17 protein-coding genes are annotated in these 18,309 nt (G+C 69.2%); 15 read left to right on the forward strand and 2 right to left on the reverse strand.

Annotated elements, in window-relative coordinates; all coding sequences use genetic code 11:
* The first annotated feature begins 11 nt into the window (after positions 1–11).
* Both LOC65_RS11715 and LOC65_RS11720 read left to right on the forward strand, forming a co-directional pair.
* On the forward strand, positions 12–968 hold the full coding sequence (locus tag LOC65_RS11715; RefSeq protein WP_230247599.1) for an agmatinase: 957 nt from the start codon (positions 12–14) through the stop codon (positions 966–968).
* A 78-nt stretch (positions 969–1,046) separates the two neighbouring features.
* On the forward strand, positions 1,047–1,571 hold the full coding sequence (locus LOC65_RS11720) for a hemerythrin domain-containing protein (RefSeq protein ID WP_029718366.1): 525 nt from the start codon (positions 1,047–1,049) through the stop codon (positions 1,569–1,571).
* A 56-nt stretch (positions 1,572–1,627) separates the two neighbouring features.
* On the opposite strand, the gene LOC65_RS11725 is transcribed toward LOC65_RS11720, so the two are convergent.
* A complete protein-coding gene (locus tag LOC65_RS11725; protein WP_230247600.1) occupies positions 1,628–2,119 on the reverse strand; it encodes an Lrp/AsnC family transcriptional regulator in 492 nt (163 codons plus the stop codon).
* Positions 2,120–2,294: 175 nt separating this feature from the next.
* Between LOC65_RS11725 and LOC65_RS11730 the strand changes: the two genes are divergently transcribed.
* The 13 genes from LOC65_RS11730 (at position 2,295) to LOC65_RS11790 (ending at position 17,906) form a co-directional block, all read left to right on the forward strand.
* Positions 2,295–3,602, forward strand: a complete 1,308-nt coding sequence (locus LOC65_RS11730; RefSeq protein ID WP_164964202.1) for an aspartate aminotransferase family protein — start codon at positions 2,295–2,297, stop codon at positions 3,600–3,602.
* A gap of 26 nt (positions 3,603–3,628) precedes the next feature.
* On the forward strand, positions 3,629–4,930 hold the full coding sequence (locus LOC65_RS11735; protein WP_230247601.1) for an FAD-binding oxidoreductase: 1,302 nt from the start codon (positions 3,629–3,631) through the stop codon (positions 4,928–4,930).
* Positions 4,931–4,943: 13 nt separating this feature from the next.
* A complete protein-coding gene (locus LOC65_RS11740) occupies positions 4,944–5,723 on the forward strand; it encodes a gamma-glutamyl-gamma-aminobutyrate hydrolase family protein (RefSeq protein ID WP_230247602.1) in 780 nt (259 codons plus the stop codon).
* A 63-nt stretch (positions 5,724–5,786) separates the two neighbouring features.
* Entirely contained in the window at positions 5,787–7,154 is a 1,368-nt protein-coding gene (locus LOC65_RS11745) for a glutamine synthetase family protein (protein ID WP_009856938.1), read from the forward strand.
* 10 nt (positions 7,155–7,164) lie between these two features.
* Positions 7,165–8,547: an aspartate aminotransferase family protein gene (locus LOC65_RS11750; RefSeq protein ID WP_230247603.1), complete on the forward strand. Its 1,383-nt coding sequence runs from the start codon at positions 7,165–7,167 to the stop codon at positions 8,545–8,547.
* A 56-nt stretch (positions 8,548–8,603) separates the two neighbouring features.
* Positions 8,604–9,704 (forward strand): polyamine ABC transporter substrate-binding protein, encoded by a 1,101-nt coding sequence (locus LOC65_RS11755; RefSeq protein ID WP_029718364.1) that lies wholly within the window; start codon positions 8,604–8,606, stop codon positions 9,702–9,704.
* Between the two features lie 154 nt (positions 9,705–9,858).
* Positions 9,859–10,962: an ABC transporter ATP-binding protein gene (locus tag LOC65_RS11760; RefSeq protein WP_009856941.1), complete on the forward strand. Its 1,104-nt coding sequence runs from the start codon at positions 9,859–9,861 to the stop codon at positions 10,960–10,962.
* Positions 10,963–10,970: 8 nt separating this feature from the next.
* A complete protein-coding gene (locus LOC65_RS11765; protein WP_037289828.1) occupies positions 10,971–11,891 on the forward strand; it encodes an ABC transporter permease subunit in 921 nt (306 codons plus the stop codon).
* Positions 11,888–12,727: an ABC transporter permease subunit gene (locus LOC65_RS11770; RefSeq protein ID WP_164964198.1), complete on the forward strand. Its 840-nt coding sequence runs from the start codon at positions 11,888–11,890 to the stop codon at positions 12,725–12,727. Before LOC65_RS11765 ends, LOC65_RS11770 begins: the two co-directional genes overlap by 4 nt.
* A gap of 41 nt (positions 12,728–12,768) precedes the next feature.
* Positions 12,769–14,142, forward strand: coding sequence for a DUF3138 family protein (locus tag LOC65_RS11775; protein WP_009856944.1), 1,374 nt, complete (start codon positions 12,769–12,771; stop codon positions 14,140–14,142).
* Positions 14,143–14,197: 55 nt separating this feature from the next.
* Positions 14,198–15,694, forward strand: a complete 1,497-nt coding sequence (locus LOC65_RS11780) for an aldehyde dehydrogenase (protein WP_230247604.1) — start codon at positions 14,198–14,200, stop codon at positions 15,692–15,694.
* Complete coding sequence (locus tag LOC65_RS11785; RefSeq protein WP_230247605.1) at positions 15,691–16,986, forward strand: type III glutamate--ammonia ligase; 1,296 nt, start codon at positions 15,691–15,693, stop codon at positions 16,984–16,986. The genes LOC65_RS11780 and LOC65_RS11785 overlap by 4 nt, the downstream gene beginning before the upstream one ends.
* Positions 16,986–17,906: a DMT family transporter gene (locus LOC65_RS11790; RefSeq protein ID WP_230247606.1), complete on the forward strand. Its 921-nt coding sequence runs from the start codon at positions 16,986–16,988 to the stop codon at positions 17,904–17,906. The genes LOC65_RS11785 and LOC65_RS11790 overlap by 1 nt, the downstream gene beginning before the upstream one ends.
* Positions 17,907–17,974: 68 nt before the next feature.
* On the opposite strand, the gene LOC65_RS11795 is transcribed toward LOC65_RS11790, so the two are convergent.
* The gene (locus LOC65_RS11795; RefSeq protein WP_009856948.1) at positions 17,975–18,193 is read right to left on the reverse strand and encodes a glycine zipper 2TM domain-containing protein; all 219 of its coding nucleotides are present in this window, start codon (positions 18,191–18,193) and stop codon (positions 17,975–17,977) included.
* Positions 18,194–18,309 lie beyond the last annotated feature (116 nt).

Consider the following 18,309-nt stretch of genomic DNA (forward strand, 5'->3'; position numbering starts at 1 on the left):
CCTCCCGTCCGATGAGCCACTTCGCCTTCCTTTCCGATCACGCCTCGTTCCTGAAGGTGCCGACGCGCGAGGCCGCGCCGGAGATGCCGTTCTGCGTCGCCGGCGTCGCCTGGGACGGCGCGGTGACCAACCGGCCCGGTGCACGCTTCGGGCCACGCGCGATCCGCGCCGCCAGCCACATGCTGTGCGACGCCACGCATCCGCTGTTCGGCACGTCGCCGATCGGCGCGCTGGCCGACGCCGGCGACCTGCCGCTGCCCAACACCTCGATCGAGGGCATGCGGCGTGCGCTGCAGCCCGCGGCGGCGGAACTGATCGCCTCCCACCACATGGCCTGGCTGGGCGGCGACCACTCGATGACGCTGCCGCTGCTGCGCGAGTACCGCGCCCGGCTCGGCCGGCCGCTGGCGGTGATCCATTTCGACGCCCATTGCGACACCTGGGAAGACCACTTCGGCGAGCCCTCGGGCCACGGCACCTGGGTGCACGAGGCCTTCGTCGAAGGCCTGGTCGATCCTGCCTGCTTCGTCCAGGTCGGCATCCGCTCGGCCGCGGTGCGCGAGGCCCGCGACTACGTGCCCGACCGGGGCGGCCTGTTCTTCGGCGCGCGCGAGCTGCGCGGCCTGGAAAGCCCGGCGCAACTGGCTCCGGTGCTGGCCGCGGTGCGCGAGCGTTTCGCCGCGCACGGCATGCCGCCGGTCTATCTGTCGCTGGACATCGACTGCCTGGATCCGGCGTTCGCGCCCGGCACCGGCACCCCGGAACCGGGCGGCATGAGCACCAACCAGGTGCTGACGCTGCTCGAGGAGTGGGCAGACCTTGCTTTCGTGGGCATGGATTGCGTCGAGGTCTCGCCGCCGTACGATCATGCGGAACTCGCGTCGTCGGCCGCCGCGACCTTCGTCTGGACCTACCTGTCCGGCCGGCTGTCCCAGGCCCCGACCGGAGCAGGAGCGGTGCGCCGGTGACGGCGAACCGAACTTGATCCCGCGCAAGTCCGACACTTTGCTCGTTCGAACAATCAGGAAAACCCTGAAGGAGTCGCGATGGTTGCTAGCTCTGGAACCAAGGCCCGTCCCGCCCGCATCCCGGCGCCGCCGGTTCCGCCTTTCGAGGCGCTCGACCGCACGCATGCCCGCGTGATCGAGGTGCTGGGCCAGTTCGACCGCCTGCTGGCGCACATCGACGAGAACGGTGCCGACGAGGTGGCGCGCGCCAGCGCCGCCGAGATCCACGCGTTCTTCAGCGGCCACGCCCGCCAGCACCACGCCGACGAAGAGCGTTTCGTCTTCCCGCAGCTGCTGGCCAAGGGCGATGCCGAACTGGTGCAGAGCATCAAGCGTCTGCAGCAGGACCACGGCTGGCTCGAGGAAGACTGGCTGGAGCTGGCGCCGCAGATCGAGGCCATCGCCGAGGGCTACAACTGGTACGACCTGGTGATGCTGCGCCACGCGCTGCCGGTCTTCACCGCGCTCTACTACGAGCACATCGGCCTGGAGGAGTCGCTGGTCTACCCGGCGGCCCGGCGCCACCAGGCTTCGCTGGAGGAAGGCGCGAAGTCGCGCGGCTGAGCGGCATCCTCTCCAGCCGACGCGGGCGCCCGAGGGCGCCCGTTTTCGTTGTGGCGTCACAGCGGCAAGGCGCTGGTCTTCTTCACGGTGCGCAGCACCAACATGGAGTTGGAGCGCACCACGCCGGGCAGGCGGGGCAGCACCTCGGCGTGGAAACGCTCCAGGTCCTCGGCGTCGCGGTAGGTGAAGCGCACCAGGTAGTCGTTGGCCCCGGCGACGTAGAAGCAGTCGAGGATCTCCGGCGTGTCCTTCACCGCGCGCTCGAAGGCTTCGAGCTTGCCTGGCTGCGTGCTCTCCAGGTTGACGATGGTGTAGCTCGTGCCGTGGCGACCGATGGCGCGTGGATTGAGCAGCGCGACGTAGCGGTCGACGACGCCCTGCTCCTCCAGCGCCTTGACGCGCCGCAGGCAGGCCGACGGCGACAGGTGAACACGCTGCGCGAGGTCGACGTTGGACAGCCGGCCGTCGATCTGCAGTTCCTGCAGGATGGCCCGGTCGATCGCGTCGAGTTTGGCAGGCCATTGCGACGATGCTTCGCTAGTTCGCATGAAATTGCGCCTTCCGTCAGTTCGATCGCATCATAGTGCGTTGCCACGGGCCAACCCGCATCGACCGAGCACGCACATTGCTAACGGTCCTGGCTAGACTGAGGCCGGGTCCCGCACCCGTCTTCCCACGTCGAAACACCCGGCGCCGGCCTTGGCGCCACCCCGGAACACCGCCATGACTCAGGATCTTTCCGCCTACTGGATGCCCTTCACCGCCAACCGGCAGTTCAAGAAGGCTCCGCGCCTGCTGACCCGCTCGGAAGGCATGTACTACTGGGACGACCGTGGCCGCCAGATCCTCGATGGCGTGGCCGGCCTGTGGTGCGTCAACGCCGGCCACGCGCGGCCGAAGATCGTGCAGGCCATCCAGGCCCAGGCCGCCGAACTGGACTACGCGCCGCCGTTCCAGATGGCGCACCCCAAGGCGTTCGAGCTCGCCGACCGTCTCGCCAAGCTGGCACCGGCCGGGCTGGACCACGTCTTCTTCACGAACTCGGGCTCCGAGTCGGTCGAGACGGCGCTGAAGATCGCGCTGGCCTATCACCGCGCGCGCGGTGAAGGCAGCCGCACGCGGCTGATCGGCCGCGAGCGTGGTTACCACGGCGTCAACTTCGGCGGCATCTCGGTCGGCGGCATCGTCGGCAACCGCAAGGTCTTCGGCACGCTGCTGGGGGGTGTCGACCACATCCGCCACACCCACGACCCGGCGCGCAACGCCTTCAGCGTCGGCCAGCCCGCGCACGGCGCCGAACTCGCCGACGACCTGGAGCGCCTGGTCGCGCTGCACGACGCGTCGACGATCGCCGCGGTCATCGTCGAGCCGGTCGCCGGCTCCACCGGTGTGCTGCTGCCGCCCCAGGGCTACCTGCAGCGCCTGCGCGAGATCTGCGACCGCCACGGCATCCTGCTGATCTTCGACGAGGTCATCACCGGTTTCGGCCGCACCGGCCAGCCCTTCGCGGCACAGACCTTCGGCGTGACGCCCGACCTCGTGACGCTGGCCAAGGGCGTGACCAACGGCACCGTGCCGATGGGGGCCGTGCTCGTCAAGGACACGATCCACGACACCTTCATGAACGGGCCCGAGCACCTGATCGAGTTCGCCCACGGCTACACCTATTCCGGCCACCCGCTGGCCTGCGCCGCCGGCCTGGCGACACTCGACACCTACGCCGAGGAAGGCCTGCTGACCCGCGCCACCGAGCTCGGCGGCCACTTCGCGCAGGCGGTGCATTCGCTGAAGGGCGAGCCGCATGTCGTCGACGTGCGCAACGTCGGCTTCGTCGGCGGCATCGAGCTGGCCACGCGCCCGGGCGAGCCCGGCAAGCGCGCCTTCGACGCCTTCCTCGATTGCTACGAGCAGGGCGTGCTGATCCGCACCACCGGTGACGTCATCGCGCTGTCGCCGCCGCTGATCATCGAGACGGCGCAGATCGACCGCATCGTCGAGACGATCCGCACGGCCCTGCGCCGCCTGGCCTGACGCACGGACGCCCGGAGGCCGCCGCGATGCCGCTGCTCGACACGGACCAGGACCTGGCCCGCGACTCCTATTACGCGGCGACCGCGGCGCGTGGCCCCGGCCATGCACCGCTGACCGGCACGACGAGCTGCGACGTCGCCGTCGTCGGCGGCGGTCTGGCCGGGCTGTCGGCGGCGCTGGAGCTGCGCCAGCGCGGCTTCGACGTCGTGCTGCTCGAAGGCCGCCAGCTCGCCTGGGGCGGCAGCGGCCGCAACGGCGGCCAGGCGATCCACGGCCTGGCCTGCGACCAGGCCACGATCGAGGCCCAGCTCGGCCTGGACGAAGCCAAACGTGTCTGGGCGATATCGATCGAGGCGCTGGACCTGATCCGCGAGCGCATCGCCCGCCACGACATCGAGTGCGAATGGCGCGACGGCTACCTCGGCCTGGCGACCAACGCCCGCAAGGGCGCCGAACTCGCCGAATGGGCCGACCGCATGGACTCGGTCTACGGCTACCCGCTGACCCGCGTCGGCCACGCCGAGGTGCGCGACTGGATCGACAGCCCGCGTTTCCACAGCGGCGTGCACGACCCGCGCTCCGGGCACCTGCATCCGCTGAAGTACGCGCTGGGCATCGCGCGCGCGGCCGCCGAGGCCGGCGTGCGCCTGCACGAACACAGCCCGGTGGTCTCGATGACGCCGGGCGAGCCGGCCGTGCTGCGCACCGCCGGCGGCGAGGTGCACGCCCGGCGCGTGCTGCTCGCCGGCAACGTGTACCTCTCGGGACTGGCGCCGGCGCTGGAGCCGCGCATCATGCCGGTCGGCACGTACATTGCGTGCAGCAGCGTGCTCGACGACGCGGTGGCCGACCGGCTGATCCCGTCGCGATCGGCGGTCTGCGACACCAACTTCGTGCTCGACTACTTCCGCACCACCGACGACAACCGCATGCTCTACGGCGGCCGCGTCAGCTACAGCACGCTGACGCCGTCCAACCTCGCACAGAGCATGCGCCAGCGCATGCTGCTGAGCTTCCCCCAGCTCGCGTCGGCCCAGGTCGACTACGCCTGGGGCGGCTTCGTCGACATCTCGATGAACCGCGCGCCCGACTTCGGCCGTCTCGCCGGCGCGCCCAACGTCTACTACCTGCAAGGTTTCTCCGGTCACGGGCTCGCCCTGACCGGAATGGCCGGCCGCCTCGTCGCCGAGGCGATCGCCGGCGACGCGTCCCGCTTCGACGTCTTCGCCAGGCTGCGCCACCGGGCCTTCCCCGGTGGCCGGATGCTGCGTACACCCGCATTGGTGCTCGGCATGGCCTGGTATAGGCTGCGGGACATCCTAGGCTGACCCTCGCTACTTCATGAGTCAAAGCACGCCCGTCGTTCTCGTCACCAGCTGCAATCGCCCCTCGGGCGAACACCCGCTCCACGTCGCCGGACGCAAGTACGTCGACGCCGTGCGCCTCGCCGGCGCCTTGCCGCTGATCGCACCGCCCTTCGGGCCCGACGAGATCGACGCGCTGCTGGACACCTGCGACGGCGTCCTGCTGACGGGCTCGCAATCCAACGTGCACCCCTCGCATTTCAACGAGACGGTGCTCGACACCTCGCTGCCGCTGGACCCGGACCGCGACGCCTGGACGCTGCCGCTGATCCGGCGGGCGCTCGAACGCGGCGTGCCGCTGTTCGGCATCTGCCGCGGCTTCCAGGAAGCCAACGTCGCGCTCGGCGGCACGCTGTACCAGGCGGTGCACCAGGCCGAGGGCCGCCACGACCACCGCGCGCCGGCCGACCAGCCGGCGGCGATTCAGTACGACCTGGCGCACCGTGTCGACGTCGTCGCCGGCGGCATGCTGGCGGCGATCACCGGGCGCGAGCACTTCGAGGTCAACTCGGTGCACGGTCAGGGCGTGCGTGAGCTCGCGCCCGGCCTGCGCGCCGAGGCCCATGCGCCCGACGGTCTCGTCGAAGCCTTCACCCAGCCCGCCGCGCCGGGCTTCAACCTCTGCGTCCAGTGGCACCCCGAGTGGCGTGCCGCAGACAACCCCGTCTCGGTCCAGCTCTTCAACGCGTTCGGCGTCGCCGTGCGTGCCTACCGCGACCGGGTGCGCGGGCCCTTGCCTCGCGTCCCTGCCGCTTGAACGACAGGGTTTCGTGCGCCGCCCCTTCGATCGCGGCGCGCCGACAGCGAAGACAGGTACCCCATGGTCAAGAAAGATCCCTACACCTTCAGCGAGCTCGAACAGTGGCTCGACAAGAACCGCGTCACCGAGATCGAGTGCCTGGTGCCCGACCTCACCGGCGTGGCCCGCGGCAAGATCCTGCCGCGCGAGAAGTTCACCGAAGACCGCGGCATGCGGCTGCCCGAGGCCATCGTCGCGATGGGCGTGACCGGCGAGTTCCCCGAGGAGGGGCCGTACTACGACGTCATCACGCCGACCGACCGCGACATGCACCTGCAGCCGGACCCGACGACGGTGCGCATCGTGCCCTGGGCGAGCGACCCGACGGCGCAGGTCATCCACGACTGCTACGACCGCGAAGGCAAGCTCGTGCCGTTCGCGCCGCGTTCGGTGCTGCGCCGCGTCTGCGACCTGTACGCCGATCTCGGGCTGGAGCCGGTGGTGGCGCCCGAGCTCGAGTTCTATCTCGTGGCGCGCAACACCGACCCCGACGTGCCGCTGAAGCCGCCGGTCGGCCGCAGCGGCCGCAGCGAGACCTCTCGCCAGGCGTATTCGATCGACGCGGTCAACGAGTTCGACCCGCTGTTCGAGGACGTCTACGACTACTGCGAGAAGATGGGCCTGAACGTGGACACGCTGATCCACGAGATCGGCGCCGGGCAGATGGAGATCAACTTCTTCCACGCCCACCCGCTGGGCCTGGCCGACGAGGTCTTCCTCTTCAAGCGCACGGTGCGCGAGGCGGCGCTGCGCCACGACATGTTCGCGACCTTCATGGCCAAGCCGATCGCCGGCGAGCCGGGCAGCGCGATGCACGTGCACCAGAGCATCGTGCGCAAGAGCGACGGCCGCAACATCTTCAGCAACGACGACGGCACGCCGAGCAAGGAGTTCTACTGGTACATCGGCGGCCTGCAGAAGTACATCCCGGCGGCGATGGCGCTGTTCGCGCCCTACGTCAACAGCTACCGCCGGCTGGCGCGCTTCACCGCGGCGCCGATCAACATCCAGTGGGGCACCGACAACCGCACCGTCGGCATCCGCAGCCCGGTGGCATCGCCCAACGCGCGCCGCATCGAGAACCGCGTCATCGGCGCCGACGCCAACCCCTACGTCGCACTGGCCGCGACGCTGGCCTGCGGCTGGCTCGGCATCCAGCACCGCATCGAGCCCTCGGCCGAGTGCAAGGGCGACGCCTATCTCGGCGAGTACGCCCTGCCCCGCAGCCTGGGCGAGGCGCTGACGTTGCTGCGCGACGAGCGCGAGCTCGCGCGTGTGCTCGGCGAGGACTTCATCACCGTCTACACCGAGGTGAAGGAGATCGAGCACGCCGAATTCATGAAGGTGATCTCGCCCTGGGAGCGTGAACACCTGCTGCTCCACGTCTGAAGGAAGCCCGATGTCCACGCAACGCACCACCCGGGAATGGCAGGCCGCCGACGCGGCGCACTTCCTGCACCCGTTCACCGACTTCCAGGCGCTGTCGCGCAAGGGAGCCCGCGTCATCGAACGCACCGAGAACATCTACCTCTGGGATACCGAGGGCCACAAGATCCTCGACGCGATGAGCGGGCTGTGGTGCGTCAACGTCGGCTACGGCCAGCAGGCGCTGGTCGACGCCGCGACCGCGCAGCTCAAGCAGCTGCCGTTCTACAACGCCTTCTTCCAGACCGCGACGCCGCCGGCCATCGAGCTGGCCGAGCTGCTGGCCGAGGTGACGCCGCCGCAATTCCAGCACGTCTTCTTCAGCGGCTCGGGCAGCGAAGGCAACGACACCGTGGTGCGCATGGTGCGCCGCTACTGGGACCTGCTCGGCCAGCCCGAGCGCCAGGTCATCATCAGCCGCGACAACGCCTATCACGGCTCGACGATGGCCGGCGCCTCGCTGGGCGGCATGAGCGGCATGCACGCCCAGGGCGGGCTGCCGATCCCCGGCATCGTGCACATCGGCCAGCCCTACTGGCACGAACACGGCAAGGGCCTGTCGCGCGACGAGTTCGGCCTCGTCGCCGCACGCTGGCTCGAAGCCAAGATCCTCGAGCTCGGGCCCGAGCGAGTCGCCGCCTTCATCGGCGAGCCGATCCAGGGCGCCGGCGGCGTCATCATCCCGCCGGCGACCTACTGGCCCGAAGTCCAGCGCATCTGCGACCAGTACGGCATCCTGCTGGTCAGCGACGAGGTCATCTGCGGCTTCGGCCGCACCGGCCGCTGGTTCGGCTGCGAGACCATGGGCACCAGGCCCGACCTGATGACCTTCGCCAAGGGCGTGACCAGCGGCTACGTGCCGCTGGGCGGCGTGATGGTCGGCGAGCGCATCGCCAAGGTGCTGATCGAGAAGGGCGGCGAGTTCAACCACGGCTACACCTACAGCGGCCACCCGGTGGCCTGCGCGGTGGCCCTGGCCAACATCAAGCTGATGCGCGAGCTGAAGCTGGTGGAGCACGTTCGCGACGACGTCGGCCCGTATCTTGCGAGCCAGTTCGCGACGCTGCGCGACCATCCGCTGGTCGCCGACGCGGAAAGCTGCGGGCTGATGGGGGCGATCCTGCTGGCCAAAGACAAGGCGACGGGCACGCCCTTCCCCGAGTCCGTGGAGATCGGCATGGTCTGCCGGGGCCACTGCTTCCGCGAAGGCCTGATCATGCGGGCGGTCGGTGACCGGATGATCATCGCGCCCCCGCTCGTGATCACCCGGCAGCAGATCGACGAGATGATGGGTCTGATCCGTCGTTGCCTGGATCTGACGCTTGCCGACGCCAAGGCGGGCGGCTGGCTGTCCTAGCTGTCTTAGACTCGCGCGCTGTTCACGACAATCCCCACCCCTTCGGAGGTTCCCTCATGAACTTGAAGTCCGTCCTAGCGATGGCAGGCTTGGCCCTGGCCTGCTCGTCCGTGTTCGCCCAGGAAGAAGAAAAGATCCTGAACGTCTACAACTGGTCGGACTACATCGCCGAGGACACGATCCGCAACTTCGAGAAGGAAACCGGGATCAAGGTCCGGTACGACAACTTCGACAACAACGAGATCGTGCACGCCAAGCTGGTGGCGGGCAAGACGGGCTACGACATCGTCGTGCCGTCGTCCAACTGGGCCAAGCTGCAGCTCGAAGGCGGCCTGCTGCGTAAGCTGGACAAGGCGCAGATCCCGAACCTGAAGAACCTCGACCCGGCGGTGCAGGCGGCACTGGCCAAGATGGACCCGGGCAACGAGTACATGGTCGACTGGCTGTGGGGCTACACGACGGTCGGCATCAACGTCGACAAGGTCAAGGCGGCGCTGGGCTCGATGCCGATGCCCGACAACGCCTGGGACCTGGTCTTCAAGCCCGAGTACATCTCCAAGCTCAAGAGCTGCGGCGTCAGCTTCCTGGACTCGGCCTCCGAGGTCGTGCCCGCGGCGCTGCACTACCTGGGCAAGCCCTCGTTCAGCAAGACGCCGAGCGACTACGCCGCGGCCGGCCAGCTGCTGAAGAGCGTGCGACCGCACATCACGCTGTTCAGCTCGTCGGGCTACATCAACGACATGGCCAACGGCTCGATCTGCCTGGCGCTGGGCTGGTCGGGTGACATCAACATCGCGCGCCAGCGGGCGATCGACGGCAAGACCGGCCAGAAGATCGAGGCGCTGATCCCGAAGACCGGCGGCCTGCTGTTCTTCGACGTGATGGTGATCCCGGCGGACGCGCCGCGTCCGGGCAACGCGCACAAGTTCATCAACTACATCCTGCGCCCCGAGGTGCACGCGTCGCTGACCAACAAGGTCTTCTACGCCAACCCGAACGCCGAGTCGCGCAAGTTCGTGAAGCCCGAAGTGGCCAACAATCCGACGGTCTTCCTGTCGCCCTCGGACATGGCCCGCATGGTTTCGCCGGACTCGCTGAACAACGACCTGCGCCGGTTGATGACCCGGACCTTCACCTCGTTCAAGACGGGGATGTAGCCCCCGGGATTTGAGCCCCCCGTAGCGCCTGCGGCGCTCCCCCCCGAGGGGGGGCGCCGCCAGCGGACCGGCGGAGCCGGTCCGCGGCGGCAGCTTGACTCGCTTTCCGCTCGTTCTTTTTCCTTCTTCAGACAGACACAGGCCCGCCGCTGAGATGGTTGCCACCGACAAAGAAAAGCAGTTCCTGCAGATCCAGGACGTCGTCAAGGACTTCGACGGTCACCGTGCCGTCAACCACGCCAACGTCGACATCGCCAAGGGCGAGATCTTCGCCCTGCTCGGCCCCTCGGGCTGCGGCAAGAGCACGCTGCTGCGCATGCTCGCCGGCTTCGAGACGCCGACCTCCGGGCGCATCCTGCTGAACGGCGTCGACCTGGCGACGCTGCCGCCGTACGAGCGGCCGATGAACATGATGTTCCAGAGCTACGCGCTCTTCCCGCACCTGACGGTGTGGGAGAACATCGCTTTCGGCCTGCGCCGCGAAGGCCAGCCCAAGGATCGCATCGCCGAACGTGTCGAGGCCATGCTCAAGCTGGTGCAGCTGGGCAAGTACGCCCAGCGCAAGCCGCACCAGCTCTCCGGCGGCCAGCAGCAGCGTGTCGCGCTGGCGCGCAGCCTGGCCAAGCAGCCGCAACTGCTGCTGCTCGACGAGCCGATGGGCGCGCTCGATAAGAAGCTGCGCGAACAGACCCAGATCGAGCTCGTCAACATCATCGAGCAGGTCGGCGTGACCTGCGTGATGGTCACCCACGACCAGGAAGAGGCGATGACGATGGCCACCCGCCTGGCCATCATGTCCGAAGGCCGCTTCCTGCAGGTCGGCGCCCCCAGCGAGATCTACGAGACGCCGGCGACGCGCTTCGTCGCCGACTTCATCGGCAACGTCAACCTGATGGACGGCACGCTGACCGTCGACGAGCCCGACCACGTCGTCATCGACTGCGCCGACTGCCGCCACTTCGTCGGCCACGGCATCACCGGCACCGAGGGCATGCCGGTCACGGTGGCCCTGCGCCCCGAGAAGATCCACATCTCGCACCACCAGCCGGCCGAGCACGAGTTCAACTGCGCCCCCGGCAAGATCAAGGAGCTGTCGTACTTCGGCATGTTCACCGTCTATCACGTCGTGCTGCCCAGCGGCGCGCTGATCAAGGTGAGCGTGGCCAACACGCAGCGTCACCGCGACGAGAGCTACACCTGGGGCGACGAGGTCTGGGTGCACTGGTCTCGTTCGGCCCACGTCGTCCTCACCCAGTGAGCGCGGCCGTGCAACGTCTGAAGTCCTGGTTCAACGGCCGGCAGCTCGTCATCGCGCTGCCGTACGCGTTCCTGCTGCTGTTCTTCCTGTTCCCGTTCCTGATCGTCGGCAAGATCAGCGTCTCCGAGATGGAGACGGTCGCGTTCAAGGACGTGATCAGCTTCGCCGACGGCGTCTTCCAGCTGACGCTGAAGTTCGGCAACTACCTCTACATCGCCGAGGACAGCCTCTACTTCCGCACCTACCTGAGCAGCGTGCAGTACGCGGCGACGACGACGCTGCTGTGCCTGGCCATCGGCTACCCGTTCGCCTACTTCATGGCACGCGCGCGCAGCACGGTGCAGCCGGCGCTGCTGATGCTGGTGATGCTGCCGTTCTGGACCTCGTTCCTGCTGCGCGTCTACGCCTGGAAGGGTCTGCTGAGCGACGGCGGCGTCGTCGCCCAGTTCGTCGTCGGCATCGGCCTGGACCAGCTGCTGGCCGCCATCGGCCTGATCCCGGCGCCGGGCAAGCTGATGAACACGCCGTTCTCGCTGATCCTCGGCATGGTCTACACCTACCTGCCGTTCATGATCCTGCCGCTGTACGCCAACCTGTCCAAGATGGACCTGCGGCTGCTGGAGGCGGCGGCCGACCTCGGCGCCTCGCCCTGGGTGGCCTTCTGGAAGATCACCGTGCCGCTGTCCAAGGCCGGGATCATCGCCGGCTCGATGCTGGTGTTCATCCCCTGCGTCGGCGAGTACGTGATCCCCGAACTGCTCGGCGGCCCCGAGACGCTGATGATCGGCCGCGTCATCTGGGACGAGTTCTTCTCCAACAACGACTGGCCGATGGCCTCGAGCGTCGCGGTCATCATGATCCTGCTGATCATCGTGCCGCTGGCGATCTTCAACAAATACCAGGCCGAAGCCCAGGAGGCACAGCGATGAAGCCTTCGCGTTTCAACCTGTGGTTCGGGCGCGCCTGGCTGGCGGCGGGCTACACCTTCCTGTTCGTGCCCATCGTCGCGCTGGTCGTCTACTCGTTCAACGACTCGCCGCTGCCCAACGTCTGGCGCGGCTTCACGCTGCGCTGGTACCAGTCGCTGATCCACGACACCGAGATCATCTCGGGCCTGTGGCTGAGCCTCAAGGTCGCGTTCCTGACGGCCTGCGGCTCGGTGGTGCTGGGCACGCTGGCGGCCTTCGTGCTCGTCAAGTACAAGCGCTTCTTCGGCCGCACCGTGTTCTCCGGCATGGTCAACGCGCCGCTGGTGATGCCCGAGGTCGTCGTCGGCCTGTCGCTGCTGCTGATGCTGGTCAGCGTGCAGCGTGCGCTGGGCTTCCCCGAACGCGGCCTGACGACGATCTGGATCGGCCACCTGCTGCTCGGCATGGCCTACGCGACGGTGGTCGTGCAGTCGCGGCTGCAGGACCTGAACCCGCGGCTGGAGGAGGCGGCGATGGACCTCGGCGCCCGCCCGGCCCAGGTCTTCTGGCTGGTGACGCTGCCGATGATCGGCCAGTCGCTGGTCTCGGCCTGGCTGCTGACCTTCACGATCTCGCTGGACGACGTCGTGCTGTCGAACTTCCTGTCCGGCCCCGGGGCGACGACGATGCCGCTGGTCATCTTCTCGCGTGCCCGCCTGGGGCTGAACCCGAGCGTCAACGCCGTCGCCGCGATCACCGTCGCCGTCGTCGCGATCGGCGTGATCGTCGCCAGCTACGTCATTGCCCGTCGCGAGCGCCAGCGTCTGCTGGACCTGGCCGCCGCGTCCCGCGCCTGAGCATCGAACCGGATCCGAAGACCACCCGAGGAGGAATCCTGATGAAGCCCGTCCGCCTGACCGCCCTCGTCATCGCGATCGGGGCCGCCTTCCCCGCGGCCGCCCAGAGCAACGAGGAACTGCTGAAGGAACTGCGTGCGCTGCGCGACCGCGTCGGCGAACTCGAGAAGAAGCTCGCCGCGCAGCCCGCGGCCGCGCCGCAGCCCGGCCAGTGGGGCATGACGCCCGAGCAGGCGCAGGAGCTGGCGCGCATCGGCACCAAGGCCGAGGCGCTGCAGGACGACCTCGAGATGCAGGGCTTCAAGGGCCTGAAGATCAGTGGCCAGATCGACCCGACCTGGATCTACAACCGCCGCGCCGACAACGCCTCCTTCGTGCTGCTCAACGGCGAGGATGGCCGCTACACCTACGACAACTCGTACTTCGGCATGGCCGTGCTCGATTTCCTGAAGGAGACCGAGGGCGGCACGATCTGGCACCTGACGCTGGCGCCCGAACGCGGCACCGGCGCGCTGACCAACGGCGGCTCGATCGTGCACGAGGCCTCGGTGTCGATCCCGTTGGGCGACCTGCAGAACCGCCTCTGGGTGGGCCAGATCCCGGACTGGACTGGCTACGAGATGACGCTGCCCGACGGCAACAAGCTCGTCACCCACAACCTGCTGTTCGACTTCATGGCGCCGACGTCGTACACCGGCGCGGTCTACGAGCTGACCAGCGGCAAGTGGGTGGCCAAGGTCGGCCTGGCCAACTTCAACACGCCGCGCCAGGGCCGGGGCCAGAAGTCGCCGTCGCTGATCTACCGCGTCGACTACTCGAAGGGCGAGTTCAGCGGCTTCGGCTTCACCGGCCTGCACGGCAAGACCGTCAACTACGCCGCCGACGGCACCGACGCCGAAGGCGAGCGCACCCAGGTCCACCTGCTCGAAGCCGACGCCTACTACACGCGGGGCGACCTCTCGCTGTTCGGCCAGATCAGCTACGGCCAGCAGAAGAAGGCCGCGATCTACCAGGAGGACGGCCCGCGCGACGCACGCTGGTGGGGCCTGTCGACGACCGCGGCCTACAAGATCACGCCGCGTCTGGAAGGCGTGGTGCGCGCCGACTACATCCACAACCGCAAGAACGGCGGCGGCCTGCTCGGCTACAGCTTCGACGACGGTGCCAACGGCATCGGCCGGGCGCTCAGCGGCTACGACGAAGACGGCAATCCGATCGTCGTCGGCGATCCGTCCAAGGGCGCCAACCGCTACGCGCTGACGGTCGGCGGCAACTACCTCTACGACGAGAACACGATCTTCAAGCTCGAGTACCGCTACGACGGTGCCTCGCTGGCCGTGTTCGAGGACGTGAAGGACGGCAGCTACCGCAAGAACAACCACCTGCTCGGCGCCTCGGTGGTCGTCAAGTTCTGACGCCGCGCCCCCCGGCGGGCCGGCACGGCCCGTGCCGAGCCCTCCAGGAGACGCGATGACTTCCTCTACCCCGAACTGGCACGAACGTGCCGCGGCGCTGGCCTTCGACGGCCGCGCGCTGATCGACGGCCAGCGCATTGCCGGAGCCTCCGGCGAGACCTTCGAGAAACGCTCACCGATCGACGGCCGCCGCCTCGGCGACGTGGTGCGCGGCCGCGCCGAGGACGTGGACCGCGCGGTGGCTGCGGCCCGCGCCGCCTTCGACGACCGCCGCTGGGCCGGCAAGGCCCCGGCGGTGCGCAAGAAGATCCTGCAGCGTTTCGCCGACGCCATCCTCGCCGCCAAGGACGAGCTGGCCTTGCTCGAGACGCTGGACATGGGCAAGCCGATCCGCTGGTCGCTGGCCGTCGACGTGCCGGCGACGGCACGCTGCATCGCCTGGTACGCCGAGGCGGTGGACAAGGTCTACGACGAGATCGCGCCGACCGCCGAGAACGCGCTGGCGCTGATCACGCGCGAGCCGATGGGCGTCGTCGGCGCCATCGTGCCCTGGAACTACCCGATGATCATGGCCGCCTGGAAACTCGGGCCGGCGCTGGCGGCGGGCAACTCGGTGGTGCTGAAGCCCAGCGAGAAGAGCCCGTACACCGCGCTGCGCCTGGCCGAGATCGCCATCGAGGCCGGGCTGCCGCCGGGTGTCTTCAACGTCGTGCCGGGTTACGGCGGCGAAGCCGGCGAGGCGCTGGCGCTGCACCCCGACGTCGACGCGATCGGTTTCACCGGCAGCACGCGCATCGGCCGGCGCATGCTGGAGTACGCGGGCCGCTCCAACCTGAAGCGCGTCTACAACGAGCTGGGCGGCAAGTCGGCCTTCCTCGTCTTCCCCGACGCCGACCTGGGCCGCGCCGCCGAGACGGTGGCCGACAGCATCTTCTTCAACCAGGGCGAGAGCTGCAACGCACCGTCGCGCCTGCTGGTGCACGACAGCATCGCCGACGAGTTCGCCGCACGCGTGGCGGCGCTGGCGCCCAGGTTCACGCCGGCCGACCCGCTGGAGCCCTCGACCGTGATGGGCGCGCTGGTCGACGAGCAGCAGATGGCCACCGTGCTAGGCTACATCGACGCCGGCCTGGCCGAAGGCGCGAGCTGCCTGGCCGGCGGCCGGCGCGCGCGCGCCGACAGCGGCGGCTTCTACGTCGAGCCGACGGTCTTCGCCGGCGTGACGAACACGATGCGCATCGCCCGCGAGGAGATCTTCGGCCCGGTGCTGTCGGTGCTGCGTTTCGCCGACGAGGTCGAGGCGGTGGCGATGGCCAACGCCAGCGCCTACGGCCTGCAGGCCAGTGTCTGGAGCGACAACGTGCACCGCGCGCACCGCGTCGCGCGTGCGCTGCGCGCCGGCACCGTGCACGTCAACCAGTACGACGAGGACGACATCACCGTCCCGTTCGGGGGCTACAAGCAGAGCGGCAACGGCCGCGACAAGAGCCTGCACGCCTTCGACAAGTACACCGAGTTGAAGACCACCTGGCTGCGCATCAACCCGGCATGAAGCCGCTGCGCGAGCGGCTCGAAGCCGCCGGCGTGCACACGCTGCTGGTCCAGTTCACCGACGTGCACGGCGTCGCCAAGGGCAAGCTCGTGCCGCTGGCGCACCTGGACGAGGTGCTCGCCACCGGCGCCGGTTTCGCCGGGCCGTCGATCTGGGGCACGGCGCTGCCGCGCTGCGGCCCGCGCTCCGAGTACTACGCCCGCGGCGACGCCGCGACCGCCCTGCCCTTGCCGTGGTGGCCGGGGGTCGCACGCCTGGTCGGCGACGGTTTCGTGGCCGGCGAACCCTTCGACGCCTGTCCGCGCCAGGTGCTGCGCCGCGCGCGCGAGCGTCTGGCCGCGCACGGGCTCGCGATGCAGACCGGCATCGAGCCCGAGTTCTTCCTGCTCAAGCGCGACGCCGCCGGCCGCTGGCTGCCGGCCGACGACGCCGACCGCCTGGACAAACCGTCGTACGACCTGAAGTCGCTGCCGCGCCAGCATGGGTTTCTGCACGCGCTGTCTTCCGCGCTGGCCGACGCCGGGCTGGACGTGCTGCAGATCGACCACGAGGACGCCCACGGCCAGTACGAGGTCAACTTCGCGCACGACGAGGCGCTGGCGAGCTGCGACCACCTGATGCTGTTCAAGCTGGCCGCGCATGCACTGGCCGAGGAGCGTGGGCTCGTCTTCTCGATGATGCCCAAGCCCTTCGCCAACCAGCCGGGCAGCGGGCTGCATTTCCACGTCTCGCTGTGGCGCGGCGCCGAACCGGCGGCCGACGTGCTGCCGGCCTTCGTCGCCGGCGTGCTGGCCCATGCGCCGGCGCTGGCCGCACTCGCCGCGCCGACCGTCAACTCCTACAAGCGGCTGACCGTCGGCGAATCGCTGTCGGGCACGACCTGGGCGCCGGCCTACATCGCCCACGGGCCGAACAACCGCACCGCGCTCGTGCGCACCCTGCCCGGCCGCTTCGAGTGGCGGCTGCCCGACGTCAGCGCCAACCCATACCTGGCCACCGCAGGGCTGATCGCCGCCGGGCTCGACGGCCTCGAACGCGGCCTGGTGCCGCCGCCGGCCGTCGACGACGACCTGTTCGCACTCGACCTGGCGACGATCCGCGCGCGCGACATCGGCCTGCTGCCGCAGTCGCTGGCCGAGGCGCTGGACGCGCTGGCCGCCGACCCGGTGGTGCTGGGCGCGCTCGGGCCCACGCTGGGCCCGGAGTTCCTGCGCCTCAAACGCGCCGAGTGGACCGCGTACACGCGCCACGTCAGCGGCTGGGAGCTGGAGCGCTACGCTGCGGCTTTCTGATGACCTCGCCTCGTGTTCCGCTGCTGGCCTATGCCTGCCTGGCCTCCGGCATGGCGCTGGTCGGCTGCTATGTCGGCCTGTCGCGGCTGCTCGTCGCGGCGCTGCCCGTCTTTCTGCTCGCCTGGCTGAGGTTCGGCATCGCCGCGGTGGCGATGGCGCACTGGGTCAAGCGCCCGGCCAACGAAGCGCCCTTGTCGGCGCACGACCGCAAGCTGCTGTTCTGGGAGAGTTTTCTCGGCAACTTCCTGTTCAGCATCTGCATGCTGTTCGGCGTCAAGGCGACCTCGGCGCTGGCCGCCGGTGTCGTGATGGCGGCAATCCCCGCCGCGGTGGCGATCCTGTCGCGGATCTTCCTCGGCGAACGCATCTCGCGCCGCGTGATGGCGGCCATCGTGCTGGCGGTCGCCGGCATCGCGCTGCTGGCGCTGGCCAAGGCGCCGGCCGGCAGCGCCGAGGCCGAGGCCCCTTGGTGGGGCTACGCGCTGCTGCTGGGGGCCGTGGTCTGCGAAGCGAGCTACGTCGTCATCGGCAAACGCCTCACCGGCAACGTCTCGCCCAAGCGCATCAGCGCGCTGATCAACCTCTGGGGGCTGGCGCTGGTCACGCCGTTCGGCGTCTGGCAGGCGCTCAGTTTCGACTTCGGCGCCGTCGCGCCGTCGACCTGGGCGCTGCTGGTGTTCTACGCCATCGCCGCCAGCATGGTGACGGTCTGGCTGTGGATGGCCGGGCTGCGCCACGTGCCGGCGTCGCAGGCGGGGGTGTTCACCGTGATGCTGCCGGTTGCCGCCGCGCTGGTCGGCGTCGTCTTCCTCGGCGAGCACTTCGGCGCCGGCCATGCCTGGGCATTTGCGCTGGCGCTGAGCGGGCTGTTGCTCGCCACCTGGCCGGCGCGGCAGGGGGCAGCGGCGGGGCAGCGGTAGGGGTCAGCGGTAGGGGTCAGGTCCCGAGGGACCTGACCCCGGCCTTTCCGGCCTTTCTGACCCCAGCCTCATTTCTTGCCCTTGCTGGTCTCGTGGCCGATGACGCCACCGACCGCGGCGCCGCCGATCGTGCCGGCCGCGCTGCCGCCGGTCAGCACCGAGCCGGCGACACCGCCGATGCCGGCGCCGATCGCGGTGTCGCGCTGCTGGGTCGTCATGCCGGAGCACCCGGCGAGCGCCACGGCGGCCACAACGCTGGCAATGGCGAGAGGGCGTGTCGTGTTCATGGTTCCACTCCTTGCAGGATCCGGGGCTCGGTGGCCCCGATGGAACCAGTGTGGAACACCGCCGGTGCGGCCGGCGTCGGCGGGCTCCTAAGCCGCTGTACGGCCTGTCCTACGCC

Source organism: Rubrivivax sp. JA1055, assembly GCF_020966565.1.
GTDB classification, from domain to species: Bacteria; Pseudomonadota; Gammaproteobacteria; order Burkholderiales; family Burkholderiaceae_C; genus Rubrivivax; species Rubrivivax benzoatilyticus.